The sequence below is a fragment of the Streptomyces pactum genome (assembly GCF_016031615.1).
Lineage (GTDB): Bacteria > Actinomycetota > Actinomycetes > Streptomycetales > Streptomycetaceae > Streptomyces > Streptomyces pactus.
The window spans coordinates 7067278-7087274 of sequence record NZ_JACYXC010000001.1; the positions used below are offsets into that span (position 1 = coordinate 7067278).

The 19997-nt window shown below is 74.2% G+C and carries 18 protein-coding genes; 11 read left to right on the top strand and 7 right to left on the bottom strand.

The window, feature by feature from the left end; translation table 11 throughout:
- Positions 1-32: 32 nt before the first annotated feature.
- Positions 33-587, bottom strand: a complete 555-nt coding sequence (locus tag IHE55_RS27890; protein ID WP_307826918.1) for a TetR/AcrR family transcriptional regulator — start codon at positions 585-587, stop codon at positions 33-35.
- 452 nt (positions 588-1039) lie between these two features.
- On the opposite strand from IHE55_RS27890, the gene IHE55_RS27895 reads away from it, so the two are divergent.
- From IHE55_RS27895 to IHE55_RS27945, 11 genes are all read left to right on the top strand, one after another.
- Positions 1040-1612, top strand: coding sequence for a hypothetical protein (locus IHE55_RS27895; protein WP_197991564.1), 573 nt, complete (start codon positions 1040-1042; stop codon positions 1610-1612).
- A gap of 22 nt (positions 1613-1634) precedes the next feature.
- Positions 1635-2183, top strand: a complete 549-nt coding sequence (locus IHE55_RS27900; protein ID WP_197991565.1) for an ester cyclase — start codon at positions 1635-1637, stop codon at positions 2181-2183.
- On the top strand, positions 2180-2791 hold the full coding sequence (locus IHE55_RS27905) for an ester cyclase (protein ID WP_197991566.1): 612 nt from the start codon (positions 2180-2182) through the stop codon (positions 2789-2791). Before IHE55_RS27900 ends, IHE55_RS27905 begins: the two co-directional genes overlap by 4 nt.
- Before the next feature lie 260 nt (positions 2792-3051).
- The gene (locus IHE55_RS27910; protein ID WP_197991567.1) at positions 3052-4614 is read left to right on the top strand and encodes an MFS transporter; all 1563 of its coding nucleotides are present in this window, start codon (positions 3052-3054) and stop codon (positions 4612-4614) included.
- Positions 4611-5591, top strand: coding sequence for an ester cyclase family protein (locus tag IHE55_RS27915; protein ID WP_197991568.1), 981 nt, complete (start codon positions 4611-4613; stop codon positions 5589-5591). The genes IHE55_RS27910 and IHE55_RS27915 overlap by 4 nt, the downstream gene beginning before the upstream one ends.
- A 99-nt stretch (positions 5592-5690) precedes the next feature.
- Positions 5691-6905, top strand: coding sequence for an FAD-dependent oxidoreductase (locus tag IHE55_RS27920; RefSeq protein ID WP_197991569.1), 1215 nt, complete (start codon positions 5691-5693; stop codon positions 6903-6905).
- Positions 6902-8431 carry a phytoene desaturase family protein gene (locus IHE55_RS27925; RefSeq protein WP_197991570.1) on the top strand — a complete coding sequence of 510 codons (1530 nt, stop codon included), beginning with the start codon at positions 6902-6904 and terminating at the stop codon, positions 8429-8431. The genes IHE55_RS27920 and IHE55_RS27925 overlap by 4 nt, the downstream gene beginning before the upstream one ends.
- A gap of 271 nt (positions 8432-8702) precedes the next feature.
- Complete coding sequence (locus tag IHE55_RS27930; protein ID WP_197991571.1) at positions 8703-9251, top strand: ester cyclase; 549 nt, start codon at positions 8703-8705, stop codon at positions 9249-9251.
- 32 nt (positions 9252-9283) lie between these two features.
- Complete coding sequence (locus IHE55_RS27935) at positions 9284-10675, top strand: cytochrome P450 (protein ID WP_197991572.1); 1392 nt, start codon at positions 9284-9286, stop codon at positions 10673-10675.
- Positions 10672-12330: a cytochrome P450 gene (locus IHE55_RS27940; protein WP_197991573.1), complete on the top strand. Its 1659-nt coding sequence runs from the start codon at positions 10672-10674 to the stop codon at positions 12328-12330. The genes IHE55_RS27935 and IHE55_RS27940 overlap by 4 nt, the downstream gene beginning before the upstream one ends.
- Before the next feature lie 333 nt (positions 12331-12663).
- Entirely contained in the window at positions 12664-13314 is a 651-nt protein-coding gene (locus IHE55_RS27945) for an RNA polymerase sigma factor (protein ID WP_232265717.1), read from the top strand.
- Positions 13315-13614: 300 nt separating this feature from the next.
- Here the strand turns inward: IHE55_RS27945 and fabD are convergent, their stop codons facing one another.
- From fabD to IHE55_RS27975, 6 genes are all read right to left on the bottom strand, one after another.
- Positions 13615-14562: an ACP S-malonyltransferase gene (gene fabD, locus IHE55_RS27950; protein ID WP_197991574.1), complete on the bottom strand. Its 948-nt coding sequence runs from the start codon at positions 14560-14562 to the stop codon at positions 13615-13617.
- Between the two features lie 94 nt (positions 14563-14656).
- The gene (locus IHE55_RS27955) at positions 14657-15202 is read right to left on the bottom strand and encodes a flavin reductase family protein (protein ID WP_197991575.1); all 546 of its coding nucleotides are present in this window, start codon (positions 15200-15202) and stop codon (positions 14657-14659) included.
- A gap of 12 nt (positions 15203-15214) precedes the next feature.
- Positions 15215-16300, bottom strand: coding sequence for a 3-oxoacyl-ACP synthase III family protein (locus tag IHE55_RS27960; RefSeq protein ID WP_197991576.1), 1086 nt, complete (start codon positions 16298-16300; stop codon positions 15215-15217).
- Between the two features lie 14 nt (positions 16301-16314).
- The gene (locus IHE55_RS27965; protein ID WP_197991577.1) at positions 16315-16716 is read right to left on the bottom strand and encodes an acyl carrier protein; all 402 of its coding nucleotides are present in this window, start codon (positions 16714-16716) and stop codon (positions 16315-16317) included.
- A 128-nt stretch (positions 16717-16844) separates the two neighbouring features.
- Entirely contained in the window at positions 16845-17612 is a 768-nt protein-coding gene (locus IHE55_RS27970; RefSeq protein ID WP_197991578.1) for an SDR family NAD(P)-dependent oxidoreductase, read from the bottom strand.
- Positions 17609-19990 (bottom strand): beta-ketoacyl-[acyl-carrier-protein] synthase family protein, encoded by a 2382-nt coding sequence (locus IHE55_RS27975; protein ID WP_197991579.1) that lies wholly within the window; start codon positions 19988-19990, stop codon positions 17609-17611. Before IHE55_RS27975 ends, IHE55_RS27970 begins: the two co-directional genes overlap by 4 nt.
- Between the last annotated feature and the right edge of the window lie 7 nt (positions 19991-19997).

Here is a 19997-nt window from a genome sequence, read left to right on the forward strand (position 1 = left end):
GGTGCCGCCCGGGCGGTGTGCGCCCTGCCGCGTCAGGCGGCCCGTGCCCGGGCGATCAGGCCCGCCGCGATCGTCGTCGCCAGGTCGTCCAGCAGCGCCTCGTCCACCGGCAGGTGGAACGCGAACAGCGCCAGGAACAGCGGACCGCCCATCAGCAGGTGCGCCACGGTGGGGTCCTGCGGGCCCGGCAGCTCGCCGCGGGCGACCGCACGGTCCAGGCACGCCGTCAGGTCCCGGCGCTCCCGGGCGATGAAGGTCTCCTGGAACCGGGCGACCAGTGACGGGTCGCGTCCCATCTCCACCATCAGCGCCGGGGTCACCAGCCGCGCCGCCGGCGCCGAGAGCCGGTCACGGATCAGGGCCGCCATGGCCCGGAGGTCCCCGCGCAGGGAGCCGGTGTCCGGCGGCGGCTCGATGTCCATGTCGTGGACGGCGGCGGCGAAGAGCAGCTCCGCCTTGGAGCCGAACCTGCGGTAGATCGCCGCCTTGCCCACGCCCGCCCGGGCGGCGACCCCGTCCATGGTCACCCGGGCATAGCCGACCTCGGTGAGGAGGTCGCGGGCGGCCGCGAGGACCGTGCCGTCGATCTGGGCGTCCGGGCGCCCCGGGCGGGGGACGGATCGCGGGGGGCGGCTGGTGCGGCATGGCCGAAGTATACGAGACCGTAGTTCCGGAACTCGGGTATCGTAAATCCGCCGCATCGAGGGGGAGACGCATGCGCGACCACACCGGCGACACCGCCCGCCGGGACGTCCGCGCCGGGTCCGGCCGGCCGGGCCGGCCGGCACGCGGGCCGTCCCGACCGGCGAACGGCCGCGCGGGGGCGCCCGGCGGTCGTTCAGGGGCCCTGGGGACCCCCGGTCCGCCGGCGCGGTGGGCACGGCGCCCGGCGCGCCGGCCGCGGCGCGCGGCCCGGCCGGGCGGTGGCGTTGGCCCCGCGACATCCGTGCCCGGGTGTATCCCCGGCGGAGCGGCACGGATCTCATCAAGCGACAGGCACGGGAGGCGAGTTATGCGTCGGCGTGAGAACGGTCCGGGGATGGCCGGTTGCGACCACTGGCTGCCGCGGTACCACTGGCGGACCCATCAGGACCGGACCGTTCCGGCCCCACCGGCGGCTGCCGCGCGGGCCGTCCGGGAGGTGCGGCCCGGCGACATGTACGCCCTCAGGCCGCTGGTCTTCGTGCGCAGTGTCCCCGCCCGCCTCACCTCCCGGAAGAAGGAGCGGTTCCTGGCCAAGGAGGACCGCGTCATCCAGGGGCTGTACGAGGGGGTGGGTGCCTTCCCCCTCCTGGACGAGCCGGAGGGCGACCTGATCGTCGGCTTCGTGGGGCGGCCGTGGAAGCTGCGCCAGGAGTGGCTGACGCTCACCCCCGAGCAGTACCGCGAGTTCGACGAGCCGGGGCACATCAAGGGACTGATGGCCTTCTCGGCCACCGGCCGGGAAGGCGGGACGGCCCTGCACACCGAGACCCGGGTCTACGGCACCGACCGCGCCGCCGTGCGCCGGTTCCGGCCCTACTGGCTGCTGATCGAGCCCTTCAGCAGCCTCATCCGCCACGACTGGCTGGCCGCGGCGGACCGCAACGCGCGGAGCGCGGCGCGGCCGTGAGCGGCGATGAGACGGAGAGACGATGCCAAGCAGCACGGCGCCGCCGGCGCCCGACATCAGGACGATCGCGCCGCGGGTCCTGGACGACCTGTGGAACAAGCACGACCTCGGAGTCATCGACGAGCACTTCAGCCCGCACGTGGTGACCCACGTACCGCTGCCGGGACAGCCGGTGATCCACGGCACGGCGGGGCTGCGGGAGCTGGCGGGCCGGATGTTCACCGCCATGCCGGACCTGTCCCGCACCACCCACGAGGTGCTGGCCCAGGGCGACAAGGTCATGGTGCGCGGCGAGTTACGGGGCCACCAGCGGGGCACGCTGATGGGCATCCCGCCCACCGGGCGGCCCACCGTGCTCACCGAGCACGTGATCATGCGGTTCACCGGCAGCAGGATCGCCGAGATGTGGCAGCAGGCCGACTACCTGGGCGTGCTGGGCCAGCTCGGCATCACCCCGCCCGAGGACGCCGGGCCGCTGGGCACCGTCGCCCACACGGTCCGGACCGTCGGCCGGCTCGGCGCGCTGACCGTCCGGGACCGCGTCGGGCGGGGCAGGAGGGCCGGGCGATGACGGCGGACGGACGGGTGGCGAAGAACCCGCGGGGCCCCAGGACCGGAAAGGGCGCCGGCGCGGGGGCCGGCGCGCAGGGCGGCGACGGCTTCCGGCTCACCACGGAGCACATCCTGAAGATCTCCGACCTCTCCTGGTCGGACGACAACTCCCGCGCCCTGCCGCACTACGCGCCCGACTTCACGTGCCACCTCCCCGGCCGCCCCGTGCTCCACGGCGGCCAGGAGTTCCTCGGCACCCTCAACCTGGTACGGGCCGCCAAGCCCGATGTGCGGATCGACTGGCACGACATCCTCATCGACGGCGACCAGGCCGTCCTGCACGTCACCTTCCGCGGCACCCACCTCGGCCCGCTCTTCGGCATCCCGCCCACCGGGCGGCGGCTGGAGATCGGGGAGATCATCATCGAGAAGTACGACGACCAGGGCCGCATGCGGGAGTTCCGCCAGGAGGGCGACTACGCCGGGATGCTCACCCAGATGGGCGTCGTCCCGCCGCCCGGCACCGGCCCCCTCGGCACCATCGCGCACTCCGTCAGGACCGCGGTCCGCCTGACCCGGCTCGACCGTGCGTACCGCAGGAGGAACCCGCACCGGCCCGCGGGCTGACGCGTCCGCACCACCCCGCGGCACCGACGCACCACACCACACCACACCACACCACCCCGCGCGCCGACGTGCCCGGGTGCCGACGCGCCCCCCCGGCCCGTGCCCCGAGCGCGCGGGCCGGGGAACGGCCGCCGCCGGCCCGCGCCGGGTTCCCGGGGGAACCACCGGTCCCGCTCCGGCCGGTCCCACCTGTTTCACCGGTCTCCGCCGGTCCCCGCACGCCCCGGCCCCACCCACCGCCCGGAAGGAAGCCCGCTCTCGTGGACCCCACCGCCGTACACCGCAGCCGCTGGCGGATCCTGGCCGTGCTGTGCCTGAGCCTGATCGTCATCGGCATGGACAACCTGATCCTCAACCTCGCCCTGCCCCGGGTGCAGCACGACCTCGGGGCGACCGGCGGGGAACTGCAGTGGATCATCGACTCCTACACCCTCGCCTTCGGCGGGCTGCTGCTCCTCGGCGGGGGGCTCGGCGACCGCTTCGGCCGCAAGCGGCTGCTCCTCGCCGGTCTCGTCCTGGTCCTCGGCTTCACCCTGGGCGCCGCCTACGCCGGCAGTCCGGGGACGCTCATCGCCATGCGCGCCGGGATGGGCGTCGGCGGCGCCTTCGTCATGCCCGCCACGCTCTCCGTCATCAAGCACGTCTTCCCGGCCGAGGAGCAGGCCAGGGCGATCAGCGTCTGGGCCGGCTCGGGCGCGATCGGGGTGCCGCTGGGCCCGGTGCTCGGCGGGCTGCTGCTGGAGCACTTCTGGTGGGGCTCGGTCTTCCTGATCAGCGTGCCCGTCGTGGTGTTCGCCATCGTCGCCTGCGTCGTCATGGTCCCGGAGTCCCGCAACCCGCACCGGGTGCCGCTCGACCTGGCCGGGGTGGTGCTTTCGGTGGCCGGGCTCGGGGTGCTCGTCTACGGGATCATCGAGGGCCCGCACCACGGCTGGACGGACCCGGTGACGCTGACCGCGCTCGCCGCGGGGGCGCTCTTCCTCGCCCTGTTCGTGCTCCGGGAACGGTGGGCCCGGCACCCGATGCTGCCGGGGAAGATGTTCCGCGCACCGCTGTTCGCCGGCAGCGCGGTGGCGATGTTCTGCGTGAACTTCTGCCTGTTCGGCCTGCTCTTCGTGGTCACCCAGTACCTCCAGTTCGTCCGCGGGCACGGCCCGCTGGACGCCGGGCTGCGGCTGCTGCCGATGCTCACCGCCGTCATCGGCGCGGGCCTGGGCGAACGGCTCGTCCGGACGGCGGGCATCCGGGCCGTCGCCTCCGGCGGCCTCGCCGTGCTCGCCGGCAGCATGCTGCTGATGGCCCGTGCCGACGCCGGATCGGAGCCGGTGGCGCTGGGCGCGCTGGCCCTGTTCGGCTTCACCATGGGACTCGTCCTGCCGCCCTGCGCCAACGCGATCCTGGCCGCCGCGCCCGCCGAGCAGGGCGGCGCCGCCTCCGCGGTCACCGACGCGACGCTCCAGGTCGGCGGCTCCCTGGGCATCGCCGTCATCGGCTCGGTGCTGACCACCTCCTACCGCGACGAGCTGCCCGGGCCGGACGGACTCCCCGCCCCGGCGGCCGAGGCCGCCCGCGACTCGCTGGGCGGCGCCTCCGAGGCCGCCGCCCGGCTCGGCGGCGAGGCGGGCGAGGAACTGCGCGGCCTGGCGACGGACGCCTTCACCCAGGCGCTCACCGACGCGATGACCGTCGCGGGCGGCATCGCCGGGGCCGGTGTGCTCGCCGTGCTGCTGCTGATGCCGGGCCGGCGGCGCCGGCCGGCCCCCAAGACCCCTGCCACCACCCCGATCCCGACCCATCGACCCGAAAGGAACCCGGTCGCGTGAACGACGACAACCGCCCCTGCGAGGAACCCGCCACCGAAGGCAGGAAGAAGGGCCGCACGCTGCGCCGCCTGCTGGTGGTGGGCGTCATCGGCGCCCTCCTCGCCGTCCTCACCTCGGGCAGCGCCGGCGCCGCGGACGACTCCCGGGCCGCTGCCCACGGCCTTGGCACCGACACCCGGGGGGAGCAGAGCAAGCGCGTGGTCCTCGGCTTCTACCGGGAAGTGCTCGCCGAACAGCGCCTGGACCGGGTGCGGGAGTTCATGCGCGAGGACTACGTCCAGCACAGCCCGGGCCTGAAGTCGGGCGTCGACGGCTACCTGGAGGACTACAAGCTGTTCCACTCCGTCTTCCCCGACCTCGCGGGCACCATCCACCAGGTCGTCGCGCAGGGGGACAAGGTGATGCTGCTGGCCACCTTCAAGGGCCACCACGCCGGGACCGGAAAGGAGCTGGTCTTCGAGACCGCCGAGCTGTACCGGGTCCAGGACGGCAAGATCGCCGAGCACTGGGACGCCGTGGACTACGCGGCCATGCAGGAGTTCGGCGTGAACCTCCCCGGCGGTGACCAGCCCGCCACCCGCTCCGACTGGCGGGGCACCAAGGAGCAGCGCCGCAACCTGGTCACCCTGCTGTACGCCATCAACACCTTCTACCGGCAGCCGCAGGCCCCCGTGCCCAGCGCCATCGCCCCGGACCTGGTGCAGCACCAGCGCGGGCTGGAGCCCGGGCTCGACGGACTGCGGGACAACCTGCGCAGCTACCGCGAGCGGTTCCCCGACCTGACGTTCGAGATCAAGCACACCGTCGCGTCCCAGGACAAGGCCGTCGTCTTCTGGGTCTGGCGCGGCCACGAGAAGGGCACCGGCAAGGAGCTGGCGCTCAACCGCGCCGACCTCTTCCGCGTCGAGAGGGGCCGCTTCGTGGAGCACTGGAGCCGCCTGGACTACCGCGCGGTCAACCCGTTCGGCCTGAAGTGAGCCGACGGCGGGCGCCGGCCGGGAGCACCCGGCCCGGTCGGCGCCCGCGCCGCCGCACGACACACCACAGCACTTCCGTACCCGAGGAGGGGACCAGCGATGGCACGACGGTCCGCGATCATTGTCGGCAGCGGGGTCGGCGGCCTCACCCTGGCCGGCATGCTGACCCGGCACGACTGGGACGTCACCGTCCTGGAACGCTCGGCCGAGCGCCGTGACGGACTGGCGATCACCATCTGGCCCAACGCCCTGTGCGCGGTGCGCCGCGCGGGCGGCGAGGACATGTACCAGGCCCTGCTGAAGGTGTGTCAGCCCATTGCCTTGGCTCGGATGTTCGGCTCCGGCGGCCGCCGGCTCGCCGCCCTCGACCTCGGCTTCCTCCAGGAGACCTACGGCGTCACCGGGCAGGGCGTGACCCGGGCCGAACTCCTCGACACCCTGATCGAGCAGGCCGGCACCGACGTCCGGTTCGGCGCCGGCGTGGTGCGTGCCGCACCCGACGGCACCGTCACCCTCGCCGGCGGGGAGCAGCTCCGCGCCGACGTGGTGGTCGGCGCCGACGGGGTGGGCTCCACGGTCCGCCGCGGACTGCTCCCGCCGGGGCACGACGACCGCCGGGACAACCCGCTGGAGAGCTGGCAGGGCGTCGTCGGGCGCGGCGGCGCCTGGACGTACCAGGGCACCGACTTCCACTTCGGCCGAAAGGGCACCTGCGGCATCATGCCGCTGACCGGGGACCGGGTGTACTGGTTCGTGGACGGCTCGATCGACGAGCCGCCCACCGGCGAGGGCTGGCCCGACGTGGTGCGCGAGCTGGTCTCCCGGACCCCCGCGGACCAGCTCTTCCCCGGGCAGGCGTGGGACCGCCGCCCGGTGCGCGACTGGGGCCGCGGCCGGATCACCCTGCTCGGTGACGCGGCCCACCCGATCCTGCCCACCATCGGCCAGGGCGCCTGCATGGCCATGGAGGACGCCGGGGTGCTCGCCGCGCGGCTGGTCCGGTCCACCGACCTGCCGGCCGCCCTGCGCGCCTACGAGAGCGACCGCCACCCCCGGGTGCTGGGCCACTTCGAACGGGCCCGGGGCATGCTGCGGATGCGCGCCATGCCCGCTCCGCTGCGCGACCGGGTCCTGGCGTCCATGCCCCGGCCGTTGCTGACCCGGCTGTTCACCCGCTCCGCGCTGCCGCTGCCCGAGTTCCGCCGGCCCGGCTGTATCCACGGCCCGCGGGTCCGGATCTCTAGCGGTGAGGACGGCGGGCCGGCGACGGCGGCCGCCGACGCCGGCAGCACACGACACGGGGAGACACCATGACGGGGACAGCACGACCACAGGCGCCGGGCGGCGCCGCGGCGGACGACTACGACGTCGTCGTCGTCGGCAGCGGGCTCGGCGGGCTGGCCGCCGCCGCCCTCCTCGCCAGGGCCGGCCGACGGGTCCTGGTCGCCGAGAAGGGCCAGGGCATCGGCGGGTACGCGCACGCCTTCCGGGCGGGGGAGCGCTACTTCGACCCCGCCATCCACGTGGTGCCGGGCGCGGCCGAGGGCGGCACCATCGACGTGCTCCTGCGCCACCTGGGCGTCCGCGAGCTGTGCGAGTTCGTCGAGTCCGACGCGCTGTACCGGGTGGTCATCGACGGCGACGTGCTGGACGCGCCGTTCGGCTCGGAGGCGTTCATCCGGGCCCACGTGGAGCTCTTCCCGCACGAGGAGGAGGGCATCCGGGGCTTCTTCGGGCTCTGCGAGAAGTTCCTCGCGGAGGCCCACCAGGTGCCCCTCCAGCTGTCCCCGCAGGAACTGGGCGCGGCCGTGCGGAAGTTCCCCACCCTCTTCGGGAACCGCATGGCCACCCTGGGGGAGGTGCTCGACCGGTTCCTCACCGACCCCCGCTGCAAGGCCTTCTGCAGCGCCGGCTGGCCGTACATGGGGCTGCCGCCCTCGCAGCTGTCCTTCGAGCTGTTCGCCCGTTTCCTCTACACCCAGATGCACGGGCTCTACCACTGCAAGGGCGGTTTCCAGCACCTGGTGCGGGCGTTCACCACGGCGATCGAACGGGACGGCGGGAAGATCCTCGCCGACGCGCCGGTGGAGCGCATCCTGGTCACCGGCGGCGCCACCCGCGGCGTCGTCCTCGCCGGCGGCCAGGAGGTGAGCGCCCCCGTCGTCGTCTCCAACGCCGACGCCCGGCACACCTTCCACGACCTGGTGGGCCTGGAGCACCTGCCGAAGGCCTACGGCCGGCGGCTGCGCTCGCTCAAGGAGTCCATGTCGATGTTCGTGGTGTACGCGGCCACCACTCTGGACATCGCGGCGGCCGGCGGGGCCCACGAGACGTTCGTCTACGAAACCGCCGACCACGACGCCGCCTTCGCCGGCTTCCACCGCGGCGAGGCCCCGGCCAGCGTGGTCGTGGTGCCCACCCTCCTCGACCCGAGCCTCGGCCCGCCCGGGGAGCACCTGGTCACCTCCACGGCCCTGGCGCCCTACGACGCGCCCGAGCCGTGGGCGGAGCTGAAGCCGAAGCTGGAGGCGAAGTACCTCGACCTCGTCGAGCGGATCTACCCCGGGTTCAAGGACGGGCTGACCTTCGTCTCCAGCTCCACCCCGCTGACCCTGGAGCGGTTCACGGGCAACCACCGCGGCGCCGCGTACGGCTGGGAGAACACCCCGGCGCAGGCCGGCAGCAAGCGGCTGACCTACCACACCCCGATCGAGGGGCTCTACCTCGCCGGGCACTGGGCGCAGGCCGCCAGCGCGCTGCGCGTGATCGTCTCCGGCAGCCACGCCGCCCAGCAGATCCTGCGGTCGCAGGGCGCCGTGGACGTCGGCCCGGAGCTGTGACCCCCACCCCACGACACCCCACGCCGGTCCCCGCACGCCGGGCCCGGCCCCGCACGCCGCGACGGGTCCCACGCCATGACCCGCCCCCGCACCCCACGCCGGTCCCCCGGTCCCCGCACGCCATGAGCGCCGGGACGCCGTGACCGGCCCGCACGACACGGCCGGACCCGCAGTAACGGCCCGACGCGGTGACCGGCCCCGGGCGCCGTGTGCCCGGATCCGTCGCCGCACGAGCGATCCATCCACCTCATCCCTCTCCTGGAGGACACCGATGTCCCGTCCCGCGCTCCTGGACACCCGGAAAGACCAGAACTGCGACGGCTCGCTCGACGAGACGTACTACGAGATGGCCCGCCGCTACATCGAGGAGGTCTGGGACAAGAACAACGCCGAGACCGAGCGGGAGCTGCTGGCCGAGGACTGGCGCGACCACATGCCGCTGCCGGGCTGCCCGCAGGGCCCGGCCGGCCACCGCGCCGCCGTGCAGCTGATGCACGACGCCTTCCCGGACCTGCGGTTCTCGCTCGACGACGTGACCGTCATGGGCGACAAGGTCATCGACCGCTGGACCGCCACCGGCACCTTCCGCGGCGAGCTGTACGGGTTCCCCGGCACCGGCCGCCGGATGGTCATGACCGGCCTGGACTTCCACATCGTGCGTGACGGCCGGTTCGCCGAGCTGTGGCACGAGGAGAGCACGGCCTCGATGCTGGAGCAGTGCGGCATGGCGCCCGGGCCGGGAAGCGGGCCCGGCACCATCCTCCGGCTGACCGCCGGCAACATCCTCCACGTCGCCCGGCACCGGATCCGCAACCGCTGACCGCCGACCACCCGCGAAGCGAGGCACGCACCATGACTGCGACGACGAGCGGCCGGCTCCGCCAGGCCCCGGGCCCCCGGGGCTACCCGGTGGTCGGCTGCGGCCCCGACCTGGTCCGCGATCTGGTGGGGACCTTCACCGGGGCCTGGCGGGAGCACGGCGACATCGTCCGCTTCCGGCTGCCGGGCCGGCGCAACCTCTTCCTGATCGTGCATCCGGACCACATCAAGCACGTCCTGGACGACCGGCAGCCGAACTACCCCAAGGACCCGCTGTCGGTCGGCAAGTTCGAACCCTGGGTCGGCCAGGGCCTGTTCACCAGCAACGGCGACTTCCACTTCCGTCAGCGCCGGCTGGCCCAGCCCGCCTTCAAGGGCGCCCGGATCGCCGGGTTCGGCCCGGCGATGGTGGAGGCCACCGGCGACCTGGTCCGCGACTGGCACGGCCGGGCGTCCCGCGAGGAGACCTTCGACATCACGCCGGAGATGTTCCGCCTCGCGCTGACCATCGTCATGCGGACGCTGTTCAGCACCGACGTCAGCGGCCGCGCCGGCGAGCTGGCCCGTGCCGTCCGGGTCTGCAACGCCTACACCAACGTGCGGCTCCAGCGCTTCGTGGAGCTGCCGCAGTGGCTGCCCAGCCAGGCGCGGACCCGCTTCCTGGCGGCACGCTCGACGCTCGACGCCTTCGTGTACGGGCTGATCGCCGAGCGGCGCCGGGACCCGGAGCCGCCGGACGACCTGCTGACGCGCTTCCTGCGCGCGGAGGACGAGCAGACCGGCGGCCGGATGTCGGACAAGCAGCTGCGCGACGAGGTCGTCACGATGTTCCTCGGCGGCTACGAGACCACCGCGCTGTCGCTGGTGTGGGCGTTCTCGCTGCTGTCGCGGCATCCCGAGGCCGAGCGCCGGGCGCGCGCGGAGATCGCCGAGGTGTGCGGGGACCGGGAGCCGGCCGCGTCCGACCTGCCCAGGTTGCGCTACCTGCGCGCCTTCTACCAGGAGGTGCTGCGGCTCTACCCCTCGGTGTGGACGCTGTCGCGCAGCCCGCTGGAGGACGACGAGATCGGCGGCTACCACGTCCCGGCCGGCTCCCAGGTCTTCATCAGCCCCTACCTGATGCACCGCCACCCCGGGTTCTGGGAGAACCCCGAGGGGTTCCGGCCGGAGCGGTTCGTCGGGAGCGCGACCGGTGGCGCCCCGCTCTACGCCTACGTGCCGTTCTCCCGCGGGCCCCGGCTCTGCCCGGGCTCGTCGGTCGCGGTCCTGGAGGCGCCGCTGGTGATCGCGCGCATCCTCCAGGACTACCGGCTCACCCTGGCCGGCGGCCACGTCTGCGAGCCGACGTCCAACGTGTTCCTGTATCCGAAGGGCGGGATGCCGATGCGGCTGAGCCGGGCGGCGGCCGGGAAGGGGTGCGCATGACCGGGCGCCGCGACCGTACTGGGGTGCGGGGCGCGGGGCCGCGGCGCCCGCCGGGCCCGCGGGGACTGCCGCTGCTGGGCTCCGCGCTGGACTTCCGGCGCAACCCGCTGGAGACCTTCGTCCGGGCCTGGCGCGACCACGGCGACCTGGTGCGCTTCCGGGGGCCGGTGCCGGTGGTGCTGGTCACCCACCCCGACGACCTCCGGCACATCCTGGCCGACAACTTCGAGAACTATCCGCACCCGGACGACTTCAACCGCAAGGTGGGGGTCTCGGTGGGCCAGGGCCTGGTCACCACGGAGGGGGAGGTGTGGCGGGCCCAGCGGCGCACCGTCGCGCCCACGTTCCGCCGGGAACCGCTGGAGCGGTTCGCGGAGGTGATGACCGACAGCACACGGCGGATGCTGGACCGCTGGGAGCAGGTGGCCGCGGCCGGCGAGCCGATGGACGTCAGGACCGAGACGCAGAGCCTGACGCTGGAGATCCTGGCCCGCTGCCTGTTCCGGGCGGACTGGTCCCGCGACGCGCTGACGCTCGGCCGGGCCGTCGCCACCCAGCTGGAGCACATCAACGCCAAGCTGATCGCGGTCGCCGACATCCCGGAGCGGATCCCGACCCCGCGCAACCGCCGGTTCCTGGCGGCCCGCAGGGTGCTGGACGACACGGTGTACCGGCTGATCGCCGAACGCCGGACGCTGCCGGCCGGCGACGAGGCCCAGGACCTGCTGTCGATGCTGATGCACACGCCGGACCCGGAGACGGGCCGGCTGATGACCGACGAGCAGCTGCGCGACCAGGTGATGACGCTGTTCATCGCCGGCCACGAGACGGTGGCCGCCACCCTGTCGTGGATCTGCCACCTGCTCTCCACCCGGCCGGCGGAGACCGAGCGGGCCCGGGCGGAGGTGCGGGCGGTCCTGGGCGACCGGCCGCCCACGATGGAGGACCTGCCGCAGCTGAGGTACCTCAAGCTGTTCATCCAGGAGGCACTGCGGCTCTACCCGCCGCTGTGGCAGGTGGCCCGGATGCCGCTGCGCGACGACGTGCTGAGCGGGTACCACATTCCGGCGGGCTCGTTCCTGCTGCTCAGCACCTACATCACGCACCGCAATCCGGAGTTCTGGGACAACCCCGAGGGGTTCGACCCCGAGCGGTTCACCCGGGAACGCTCGGCGGGGCGGCCGCGGTACGCCTATGTGCCGTACGCGGGCGGCCCGCGCAACTGCGTCGGCATGGCCTTCGCCAACATGGAGCTGACGATCGTGCTCGCCTCGCTGCTCCAGCGGTTCCACCTGGACATGGTGCCGGGGCACCCGGTGGTGATGCAGCCGGACATCTCGCTCCGCGCCAGGCACGGCATCCTGATGACGCCGCGCCCGGTGCGGGAGACCGCGGAGCCGGCCGTCGCGGTGCCCGGTGCCGTACCGTCCGGTCACGTCCCGCAGGACATGACCGCCGGGGAGGCGGCGAGCGGCTGCCCGGTCGCGCACGGCGGCGGGCCCGGCCGGGACACGCGGAGGCCGGCCGAGGGAGCTGCGGCGGCACCGGAGACGGAGCGGCCGGCGGCGCAGGAGGGGTGTCCCGTCGCACGGGGGGCCCGTCAGGCCCGGCCGCTCCCGGCCCGGGCGCCGGACGGTGAGCAGCCGCGCCGGTAGCCGTCCACGGCAGCGTCGCGCCGGGCCGCCCAGAGCGGCCCGGCGCGACGCGCTCTCGGCCCGGTGTGCGGCGGCGGTTGTTCCGAGGTGTCCGGCATAGGGCCACCGCGACTTGTCGAATTCGGTCGATAAACGGTGTTCACGGTCGCTGCGGCCTGCGGAGGTGACGATTCCGTAGCATTCGGGGAGGGCTTGCGTATTGCGTAATCGTTGACACTGCGCGTCGGGTGCACAGTATTATTAACACCTGTAGCGACAGGGGCGCGGTAATTGAATCGCGCGGCCTGCGCCACCGTAACGGGGGGTAAATTGAAGAATCGTGATCTGAGAGCGTTGATCGACGATTGCCTGGCGGGGGGCCAGGAGAGCTGGAACCGGATCGTCGATCGTTACACGCCGCTGATATGGGCCATCGCCCGGGGGCACCGGCTGTCCCCGGCGGACTGTGAGGACGTCTGCCAGACGACGTGGATGCGGGTTATCCAGCACCTGGGGAAGCTGCGGGACCCGGACAAACTGGCGAACTGGATCTCGGTGTCGGCCCGCCGGGAGAGCCTCAAGCACATCCAGAAGGCCGGGCGCAGCACGCCCACCGAGGACCCCGAGGTCTTCGACCGGCCGCAGCCGCCGGCCGGCCAGCCGGAGGAGCGCGTGCTGGAGAAGGAGGCGCGCGACGAGGTGCTGCTCGCCTACTGCTCGCTCTCGCCCAAGTGTCAGGCGCTGCTCGGGCTCCTGGTCACCGACCCGCCGATGACGTACGACGAGATCGGCGCCGCGCTGGGGATGGCCCGCGGCTCCATCGGCCCGATCCGCGGGCGGTGCCTGAAGCACCTGCAGCGCGCGCTGGAGCGTGAGGCCGACCGCTCGCAGCAGGCGAGGGTCCTGTTCGCGTCCCTCAAGGAGGCGGGGCTGCGGGCGTACGCCCTGGAGGGCGGCGCGGCGCTGCGGTCATCGGCCGCGGGCGGCCGGGGGACGGCCGGCTGACCCCGCCTCCTCACCGCCCACCACGGCCCCGCCCTCCGGCCCGGCCTGACGGGCGATGAACGGAAAAAGCGCCTTCGCCTTCTCGGGGGCACGGCGCGGCGGTTGCCCGACCGCGTCACCCAGCCTGGTGAGCGCAGCGTTTCCGGAGTTCCCGGTCTCTTCCACCTCGGTCACTTCCCATTGTTTTTCACGAACCGCAAAAAGCGGGGTGGATAAAGGTTCCACGAACGACAATACCGCAGAGTAGGGTCGTTCGTGGAGCCTTCTTTTTCCACCCCGTACCGTTTTTCCTTCGCGCAACTAGGCGGCAGCCGGCGCGGCGACCAGCCGGTCGATGCGCCGCGCCTGGCCGGCCGGGTGGCACACCGCCCCCGGGAGGGTGGCGCGGACGAAGCCGCTCAGCGCCCGGCCGGGGCCGGCCTCCACGAACGTGTCGGTCCCCGACGCCGCGATCGCGCGGAGGGTGTCGGCCCAGCGCACCGCACCCGCCAGTTGGCGGCGCAGCACCCGGCGGGCCTCGGCGCCGTCGCGGACCGGGCCCGCGGTGACCGCCGACAGCACCGGTACCCGGGGCTCGCGGAACTCCACCCGGTCCAGCTCGGCGCCGAACTCCTCCTCCACCGCGGCCATCAGCCGGCAGTGGAACGGCGCGCCCACGCCGAGCGCCACCGTCCGCTCGGCGCCCAGCGCCCGGGCGACCGCCACCACCTCACGCACCGCGTCCCGCTCCCCGGACACCACGTGCTGCGCCGGGTCGTTGTAGTTGGCGACCTCGACCACGGCGCCGGTACGCCCGGCCACCTCGGCGCAGATCCGCTCCACCTGCTCGGCGGCGGGGCCGATCACGGCCGCCATCGCCCCCGGGGTGCGCTCGTTGACCTGCGCCATCAGCTCGCCGCGCCGGCGCACCAGGCGCAGCGCGTCCCGCCAGTCCAGCACCCCGGCGGCGACCAGCGCCGCGTACTCGCCCAGGCTGTGCCCGGCGACGACCGACGGGGTGATGCCGTGGCCGTGCAGCACGTGCAGCACGGCGACGCTGGTGAGGAAGACCGCGGGCTGGGTGATCTCGGTGGGCACCAGGTCCTCGGCGGTGCCCTCCCAGCACAGCCGGGACAGGCCGAAGCCGAGGATGTCGTCGGCGGGCCGGTAGTAGCGGTCGGCCAGCTCCGGGTGGCGGGCGACGAGGTCCTTGCCCATGCCCGGCCGCTGGGACCCCTGGCCGGGGAAGAGGAAGGCGATGTTCTGCACGGGAACTCCCTTGGGTCCACGGGTTGGTCGGTGGTCGGAGCGGCGGAGGGCCGGCGCGTGGTCCGCGCCGGCCCTCCGCCGTGCCGGGGTGCCGTCACCACGGGGTGAGCAGCTTCCCCCGGTGGTGGGCGAGCGGTCCGGCCCCGTCCGCGCAGCCGGTGCCGGTGACCTCGCCGATGACGACGGTGTGGTCACCGGCGACGACCCGCTGGGTCACCCGGCAGTCCAGGTGGGCCAGCGTCCCGTCGAGCACCGGTGTGCCCGCGGGGCCGAGCCGGTGCGGCACCGCCGCGAAGCCCGCGTGGCCGCGGGGGCGGTCCGGCGCGGCGAACCGGGCGGCCAGCGCGGACTGGTCCCGGCCCAGCACATTGACGGTGAACAGTCCCCGCTCGCCGATCACCCGGGCGGTCCGCGACCGGTGCCCCAGGCAGATCAGCAGCATCGGCGGATCGAGCGAGACGGAGGCGAGCGAGGAGACCGTGGTGCCGTACGGGCCCTCCGGTCCGTACGCGGTGACCACCGTGACCCCGGTCAGGAACCGCCCCATGGCCTGCCGGAACTCCCCGGCCGTCACCACCGGTGCCGCCGTCGGGGCGGTGTCCGGGGCGGTGGGCGGCGCGGCGGTTGTTCGGGCCGTCATGGCCCTCCTCTCTCAGGCCGCGGGGGCGGGCGCGGTCCAGTCCACGACCGCGCCCGCGTAGATCCACTTGGTGGACTCGACGCCGATCAGCATCAGCCGGTCGCCCGGCCGCACCCGGCCCGAGCGCCAGGCGTCGTCGAGGAACAGCGGCACCGCCGCGCAGCCCACGGCGCCCATGGTGGAGAGGCTGTCGAAGACCTTGCCGTCCAGCGCCTTCCACTCGGCGGTGTCCAGACCCAGCTCCAGCAGGGAATCCAGCATCCAGCCCACGTTCCCCTCCGGGACCAGGCACAGGTCGATCGAGCCGACGTCCACGCCGCTGCGCCGCAGCGTGGCGCCGATCGCCTCGGTGACCATCACCGGGGTGAAGTCCCCGGCGCCGACCACGTCGACCTTGAGGTCCACCAGCCGCTTGGCCTCCAGCTGCCGGTGGATCGGGGCGTGCGTACCGCCGCCCACCGACTGGATGCCGGGCCTGCGGTCACCGCCGATGGCCTCCATGGCGGCGCCGAGCAGGCCGCCCCGGCCGCCCTCCTCGGCGCGGAGCACGACGGCGCCCGCGCCGTCCCCGAACATGTAGACCGGCATCCGGTCCCGCATGCGGATCGCGTGCGGGTCCTTGCCGAGGAACACCGGCGCCAGGACCGGGGAGATCGCCTCGCTGCCGATCACCAGCGCGGTCCGGTACACCCCGGCCGCCAGGTACATCCGGGCCACGTCCAGCCCCTGGACGACCCCGGCCCCGCCGGAGCGGATCTCCAGCGTGGCGCAGCGGGCCAGGCCCAGGCGCTCCTGCACCAGGTTGACCAGTGGCGGCAGCGGGTAGTCGGGGGTGCCGGTGGCCAGGACGATCAGGTCGATGTCCCCGGCCTCCACCCCGGCGGACGCCAGCGCCCGGACGGCGGCCTTGCAGGCCATGTCCGAGTTGTTCTCCCGGTGTTCGCCGGTCGCCGGGTCGATCATCCAGAACCGGCGCTCGATGGACAGCCCCTCGCGCACCTCGTCGGGCAGCGGCCCGACGAGACGGGCGATCTCCTCGGTCGGGATCGGGTCACCGGGCTGGTAGCCCCCGGTGCCGATGATCTGTATCGCGGTCATCCGGTGCGGCCCCCTCAGGCCGTGGTGAGCGCGGCGCGGTGCTCGACCAGTCCGACCAGGTTCTCCACCGTGAACAGGCCCATGACCTTGGTGGCTTCGAGCTTCCCGGCGAGCGCCGCGGTGTCGATCTGCGGCATGACCTTCTTGAGCTGTGCCAGACCCGCGGCCGAGACGATCTCGTTCTCGTCGCCGAACTCCTCGTCCGGGATGCCGCCCTGGACGTAGGCGGCCAGCTCGGCGGCCTGGATCTTGATGCCGAGGGAGCGCTCCAGGCGGAAGAGGATGTCCAGCAGGTCGATCGACTCCGCGCCGAGGGCGTCGAGCAGGGTCGCGTCGGGCACGACCTCCTCCGGCTCGGCGCCCAGGGCCTCGATGACGGCCTCGGTGACGGCGGCCTCGATGGTGCTGCGGTCCATGGATGGTCCTTTCGGTGGTGGGTCGGTGGGAGTCGCGCGCCGGCGGGGGTGTGCGGCGCGGCGTCGTCGTGAGTTCTGATCCGGGGGCGGGCCGGCGGGATACACCGCGCCCGCGCAGGCGCCGGCGGTCAGGGGCGGCCCAGGCCGAGCGCGGTCATCGCGCCGCCGTCCACGTTGACCAGCGAGCCGGTCATGTAGGAGGACTCCGGGCCGCACAGGAAGCGCACCACGTCCGCGATCTGCTGCACCCGGCCGAAGTCCCGCAGCGGGATCTGTTTCCTGATGGAGCGGCCCGTGGCCCCCTCGGTGAGCCCCGCCACCAGGTCGGTGGGCGCGAAGCCGGGCAGCACGGCGTTGACCCGGACGCCGAAGCGCGCGGACTCCATGGCGCAGCAGCGGGTGAAGGCGTTCACCGCGCCCTTGGACGCCGCGTAGTTGGACTCGCCGATCCAGCCGCGCTCACCCATCACCGACGAGACGTTGACGATGACGCCCGCGCCCTTGCTCATGAAGTGCGGCAGCACGGCCTTGGTGCAGTGGAAGACCCCGCCGAAGTTGACCTTCATGACGTGCAGCCAGTCGTCCATGGCCATGGTGTAGACGAGCCCGTCGTGCGCCACCCCGGCGTTGTTGACCAGGATGTCGATACCGCCCAGGTCCTCCACGGCCCGCCGCACCAGCTCCTCGGCCGCCGCCGGGTCGGCGACATCGCCCCGCACGGCGATCGCGCGGCCCCCGGCCGCCTGGATCTCCGCGGCCAGCTCCTCGGCCGGGCCCCGGGAGCCGCGGTAGTTGATCGCCACGGCGGCGCCGTCGGCGGCGAGGGCACGGCAGACCGCCGCGCCGATGCCCCGGGAACCCCCGGTGACGAGGGCGACCTGACCTTGCAGCTTCATCGGGACTCTCCCCGGGTGTCGGTGGTGCTACGGGGTTCGCCGGCGCCGCAGCGCACGGCGAGGCAGACATGGCTGCCGCCCAGCGAGGAGCTGTTCAGCAGGACCGGGCGGTCGCCGCCGGACCGCCCCTGGTGCAGGGCGAGCGCCAGCGTCAGCGCGCCGCCCACGCCCATCGGCTCGCCGAGCACCGACCTGGGCGCGTACAGCTCCGGCTCCGGCGACAGCCCGAACAGCCGGTGCACGGCGGCGCTCTCGGCGGTGTCCGCGGCGGTCAGGCCGGCCGCGGCCAGCCACACCGCGCGCACGTCGGCGGGGACCAGACCGGCGTCGTCCAGCGCCGCGCGCATCGCCCGTTCCACACCCCGGCCGCGCGCGTCCCACAGCCGCGCCCGACTGGCGTCCGACGCCATGCCGTACCCGAGGACCTCGCCCAGGACGGTGGCACCGCGCCGCAGCGCGGCCGAACGGCGCTCCAGCACGACGGCCACACCGCCCTCGGCGAGGGTGAACCGGCCGTCCGCCGGGGCGCCCTCCGGGCGGGCGGACGCCGCGCCCAGGGCCGCGTAGGCCCGCCCGACCTGCTCGGTCAGCGTGTCGGCGACGGTGCACACCAGGACGTCGGCGTGCCCGGCGGCCAGCAGGTCGGCAGCGTAGGCGAGCACCGCGGCGCCGGTGGCGTGGCCGACCGACAGCGTGGACGTGGGGCCGCGCAGGCCCAGGTGCATGGCGATCTGGCCGGCCGCCTGGTTGTAGACGGTGTTGGGGAAGACCGCCGGGTCGGCCGCGGCCGGGCCCTCGGCCAGCAGCGGCTCGGTGAACCTCTGCATCGCCTCCATCGGCCCGGTGCCGGTGCCGAAGACGACACCGACCGCCTCGGCCTCGGCGCCGCCCGCGGCGATCCCGGCCCCGGCGAGCGCGTCGGCGGTGGCGGCGATCCCGAACTGGGCCAGCCGGTCCATCCGGCGCCGCTGCCGCCTGGTCAGATACCGGTCCGGATCGAAGTCCACCGCGCTCAGCCGCAGCCCGTCCGCGCACCGCACCGGGGCACGTCCCGCGCGGTACGCCTCCCACAGCTCGGCGGGGGTGCGGCCGGCCGGGCTGACCAGCCCGACACCGGTGATGACCACCCGGTCGGCGTCCGGGGCGGGCGGCAGGTGCCCGGCCCCGTGGGCGGTCAGCACCAGCGAGGCGTTCGCCCCGCCGAAGGCGAAGTTGTTGGAGAGCGCCGCGCGGCCCGCCAGCGGCCGGGCCGCACCGGGGATGTAGTCCAGCGGGCAGTCGGGGTCGGGCGTGGTGTACCCGGCGGTGGGCGGCGCCAGCCGCTCCGCCAGGGCGTACGCGGTGACGATCGCCTCGGCGGCCCCGGCCGCGCCCAGCATGTGGCCGGTCATCGACTTGGTCGAGGAGACCGGGGTGCGGGCCGCCTCCGCCTCCCCCAGGGCCAGCCGGAGCGCGCTGCTCTCGGCCGGGTCGTTCCTGGAGGTACCGGTGCCGTGCCCGTTGACGTAGTCCACCTGCTCCGGGGCGACGCCGGAGAGCCGCAGCGCCGCGCCGATGGCACGCGCCGCGCCCCGCCCCTCCGGCTGCGGGGCCGTGGCGTGGTACCCGTCCGCGGACAGCCCGTACCCGGCGATGTCCGCGATGCCGCGCAGCCCGTGCGCGCGGGCGAAGTCCGAGCGGACCAGCACCACCATGCCGCTGCCCTCGCCCAGGGAGAGGCCCCGGCGCCCGGCGTCGTAGGGCCGGGCGGGCTCCGGCGACAGCGACTCCAGCGCGTTGAACCCGGCGAAGCAGACGTCGGAGAAGGCGTCGCTGCCCCCGGCCAGCACCGCGTCGGCGCGGCCCCGGCGCAGCAGGTCGGCGGCGAGCCCCAGCGCGCCTGCGCCGGAGGCGCAGGCGGTGTTCACCGCCAGGACCGGGCCGCGCAGCCGGAACGCCGCCCCGACCGTCTCGGCCAGCGCCTGCGGGGTCACCAGCAGGGCCAGCCGCGGGTCCGGCTCCGTACCGTCCCGCACCGCGCGCAGCCACTCCCGCGCGGAGAGCAGCCCGGCGTTGCAGGTCCCCAGCACGACGCCGAACCGCTCCGGCGGCACCAGCCCCGCCGGCAGCGCCGCCATCGCCTCCTCGGCCGCCACCAGGGCCAGGTCGACCACCCGCTCCCGGAACGCCTCCGGACGCCGGTAGCCGCGGCGCGGCCGCACCGGGTCGGTCACCTCCCCGCCCAGCTCGGTGCCGAGCCCGTCCATCGGCAGGGCCTTGACGGGGCCGATGCCGACCCGCCCGTTGCGGACGCCGTCCCACAGGTGGCGGGCCGTGGGGCCGAGCGCGGAGATCGCTCCCGCCCCGACCACGGTCACCCCGCCGGATGTCGCTGTCATGTCCGAA

Coding starts and splice junctions, on each gene's coding strand:
- IHE55_RS27895 (WP_197991564.1), top strand. CDS start 1,040: ATGGCCGGTTGCGACCACTGGCTGCCGCGGTACCACTGGCGGACCCAT.
- IHE55_RS27900 (WP_197991565.1), top strand. CDS start 1,635: ATGCCAAGCAGCACGGCGCCGCCGGCGCCCGACATCAGGACGATCGCG.
- IHE55_RS27905 (WP_197991566.1), top strand. CDS start 2,180: ATGACGGCGGACGGACGGGTGGCGAAGAACCCGCGGGGCCCCAGGACC.
- IHE55_RS27920 (WP_197991569.1), top strand. CDS start 5,691: ATGGCACGACGGTCCGCGATCATTGTCGGCAGCGGGGTCGGCGGCCTC.
- IHE55_RS27925 (WP_197991570.1), top strand. CDS start 6,902: ATGACGGGGACAGCACGACCACAGGCGCCGGGCGGCGCCGCGGCGGAC.
- IHE55_RS27930 (WP_197991571.1), top strand. CDS start 8,703: ATGTCCCGTCCCGCGCTCCTGGACACCCGGAAAGACCAGAACTGCGAC.
- IHE55_RS27935 (WP_197991572.1), top strand. CDS start 9,284: ATGACTGCGACGACGAGCGGCCGGCTCCGCCAGGCCCCGGGCCCCCGG.
- IHE55_RS27940 (WP_197991573.1), top strand. CDS start 10,672: ATGACCGGGCGCCGCGACCGTACTGGGGTGCGGGGCGCGGGGCCGCGG.
- IHE55_RS27955 (WP_197991575.1), bottom strand. CDS start 15,202: ATGACGGCCCGAACAACCGCCGCGCCGCCCACCGCCCCGGACACCGCC.
- IHE55_RS27960 (WP_197991576.1), bottom strand. CDS start 16,300: ATGACCGCGATACAGATCATCGGCACCGGGGGCTACCAGCCCGGTGAC.
- IHE55_RS27965 (WP_197991577.1), bottom strand. CDS start 16,716: ATGGACCGCAGCACCATCGAGGCCGCCGTCACCGAGGCCGTCATCGAG.
- IHE55_RS27970 (WP_197991578.1), bottom strand. CDS start 17,612: ATGAAGCTGCAAGGTCAGGTCGCCCTCGTCACCGGGGGTTCCCGGGGC.
- IHE55_RS27975 (WP_197991579.1), bottom strand. CDS start 19,990: ATGACAGCGACATCCGGCGGGGTGACCGTGGTCGGGGCGGGAGCGATC.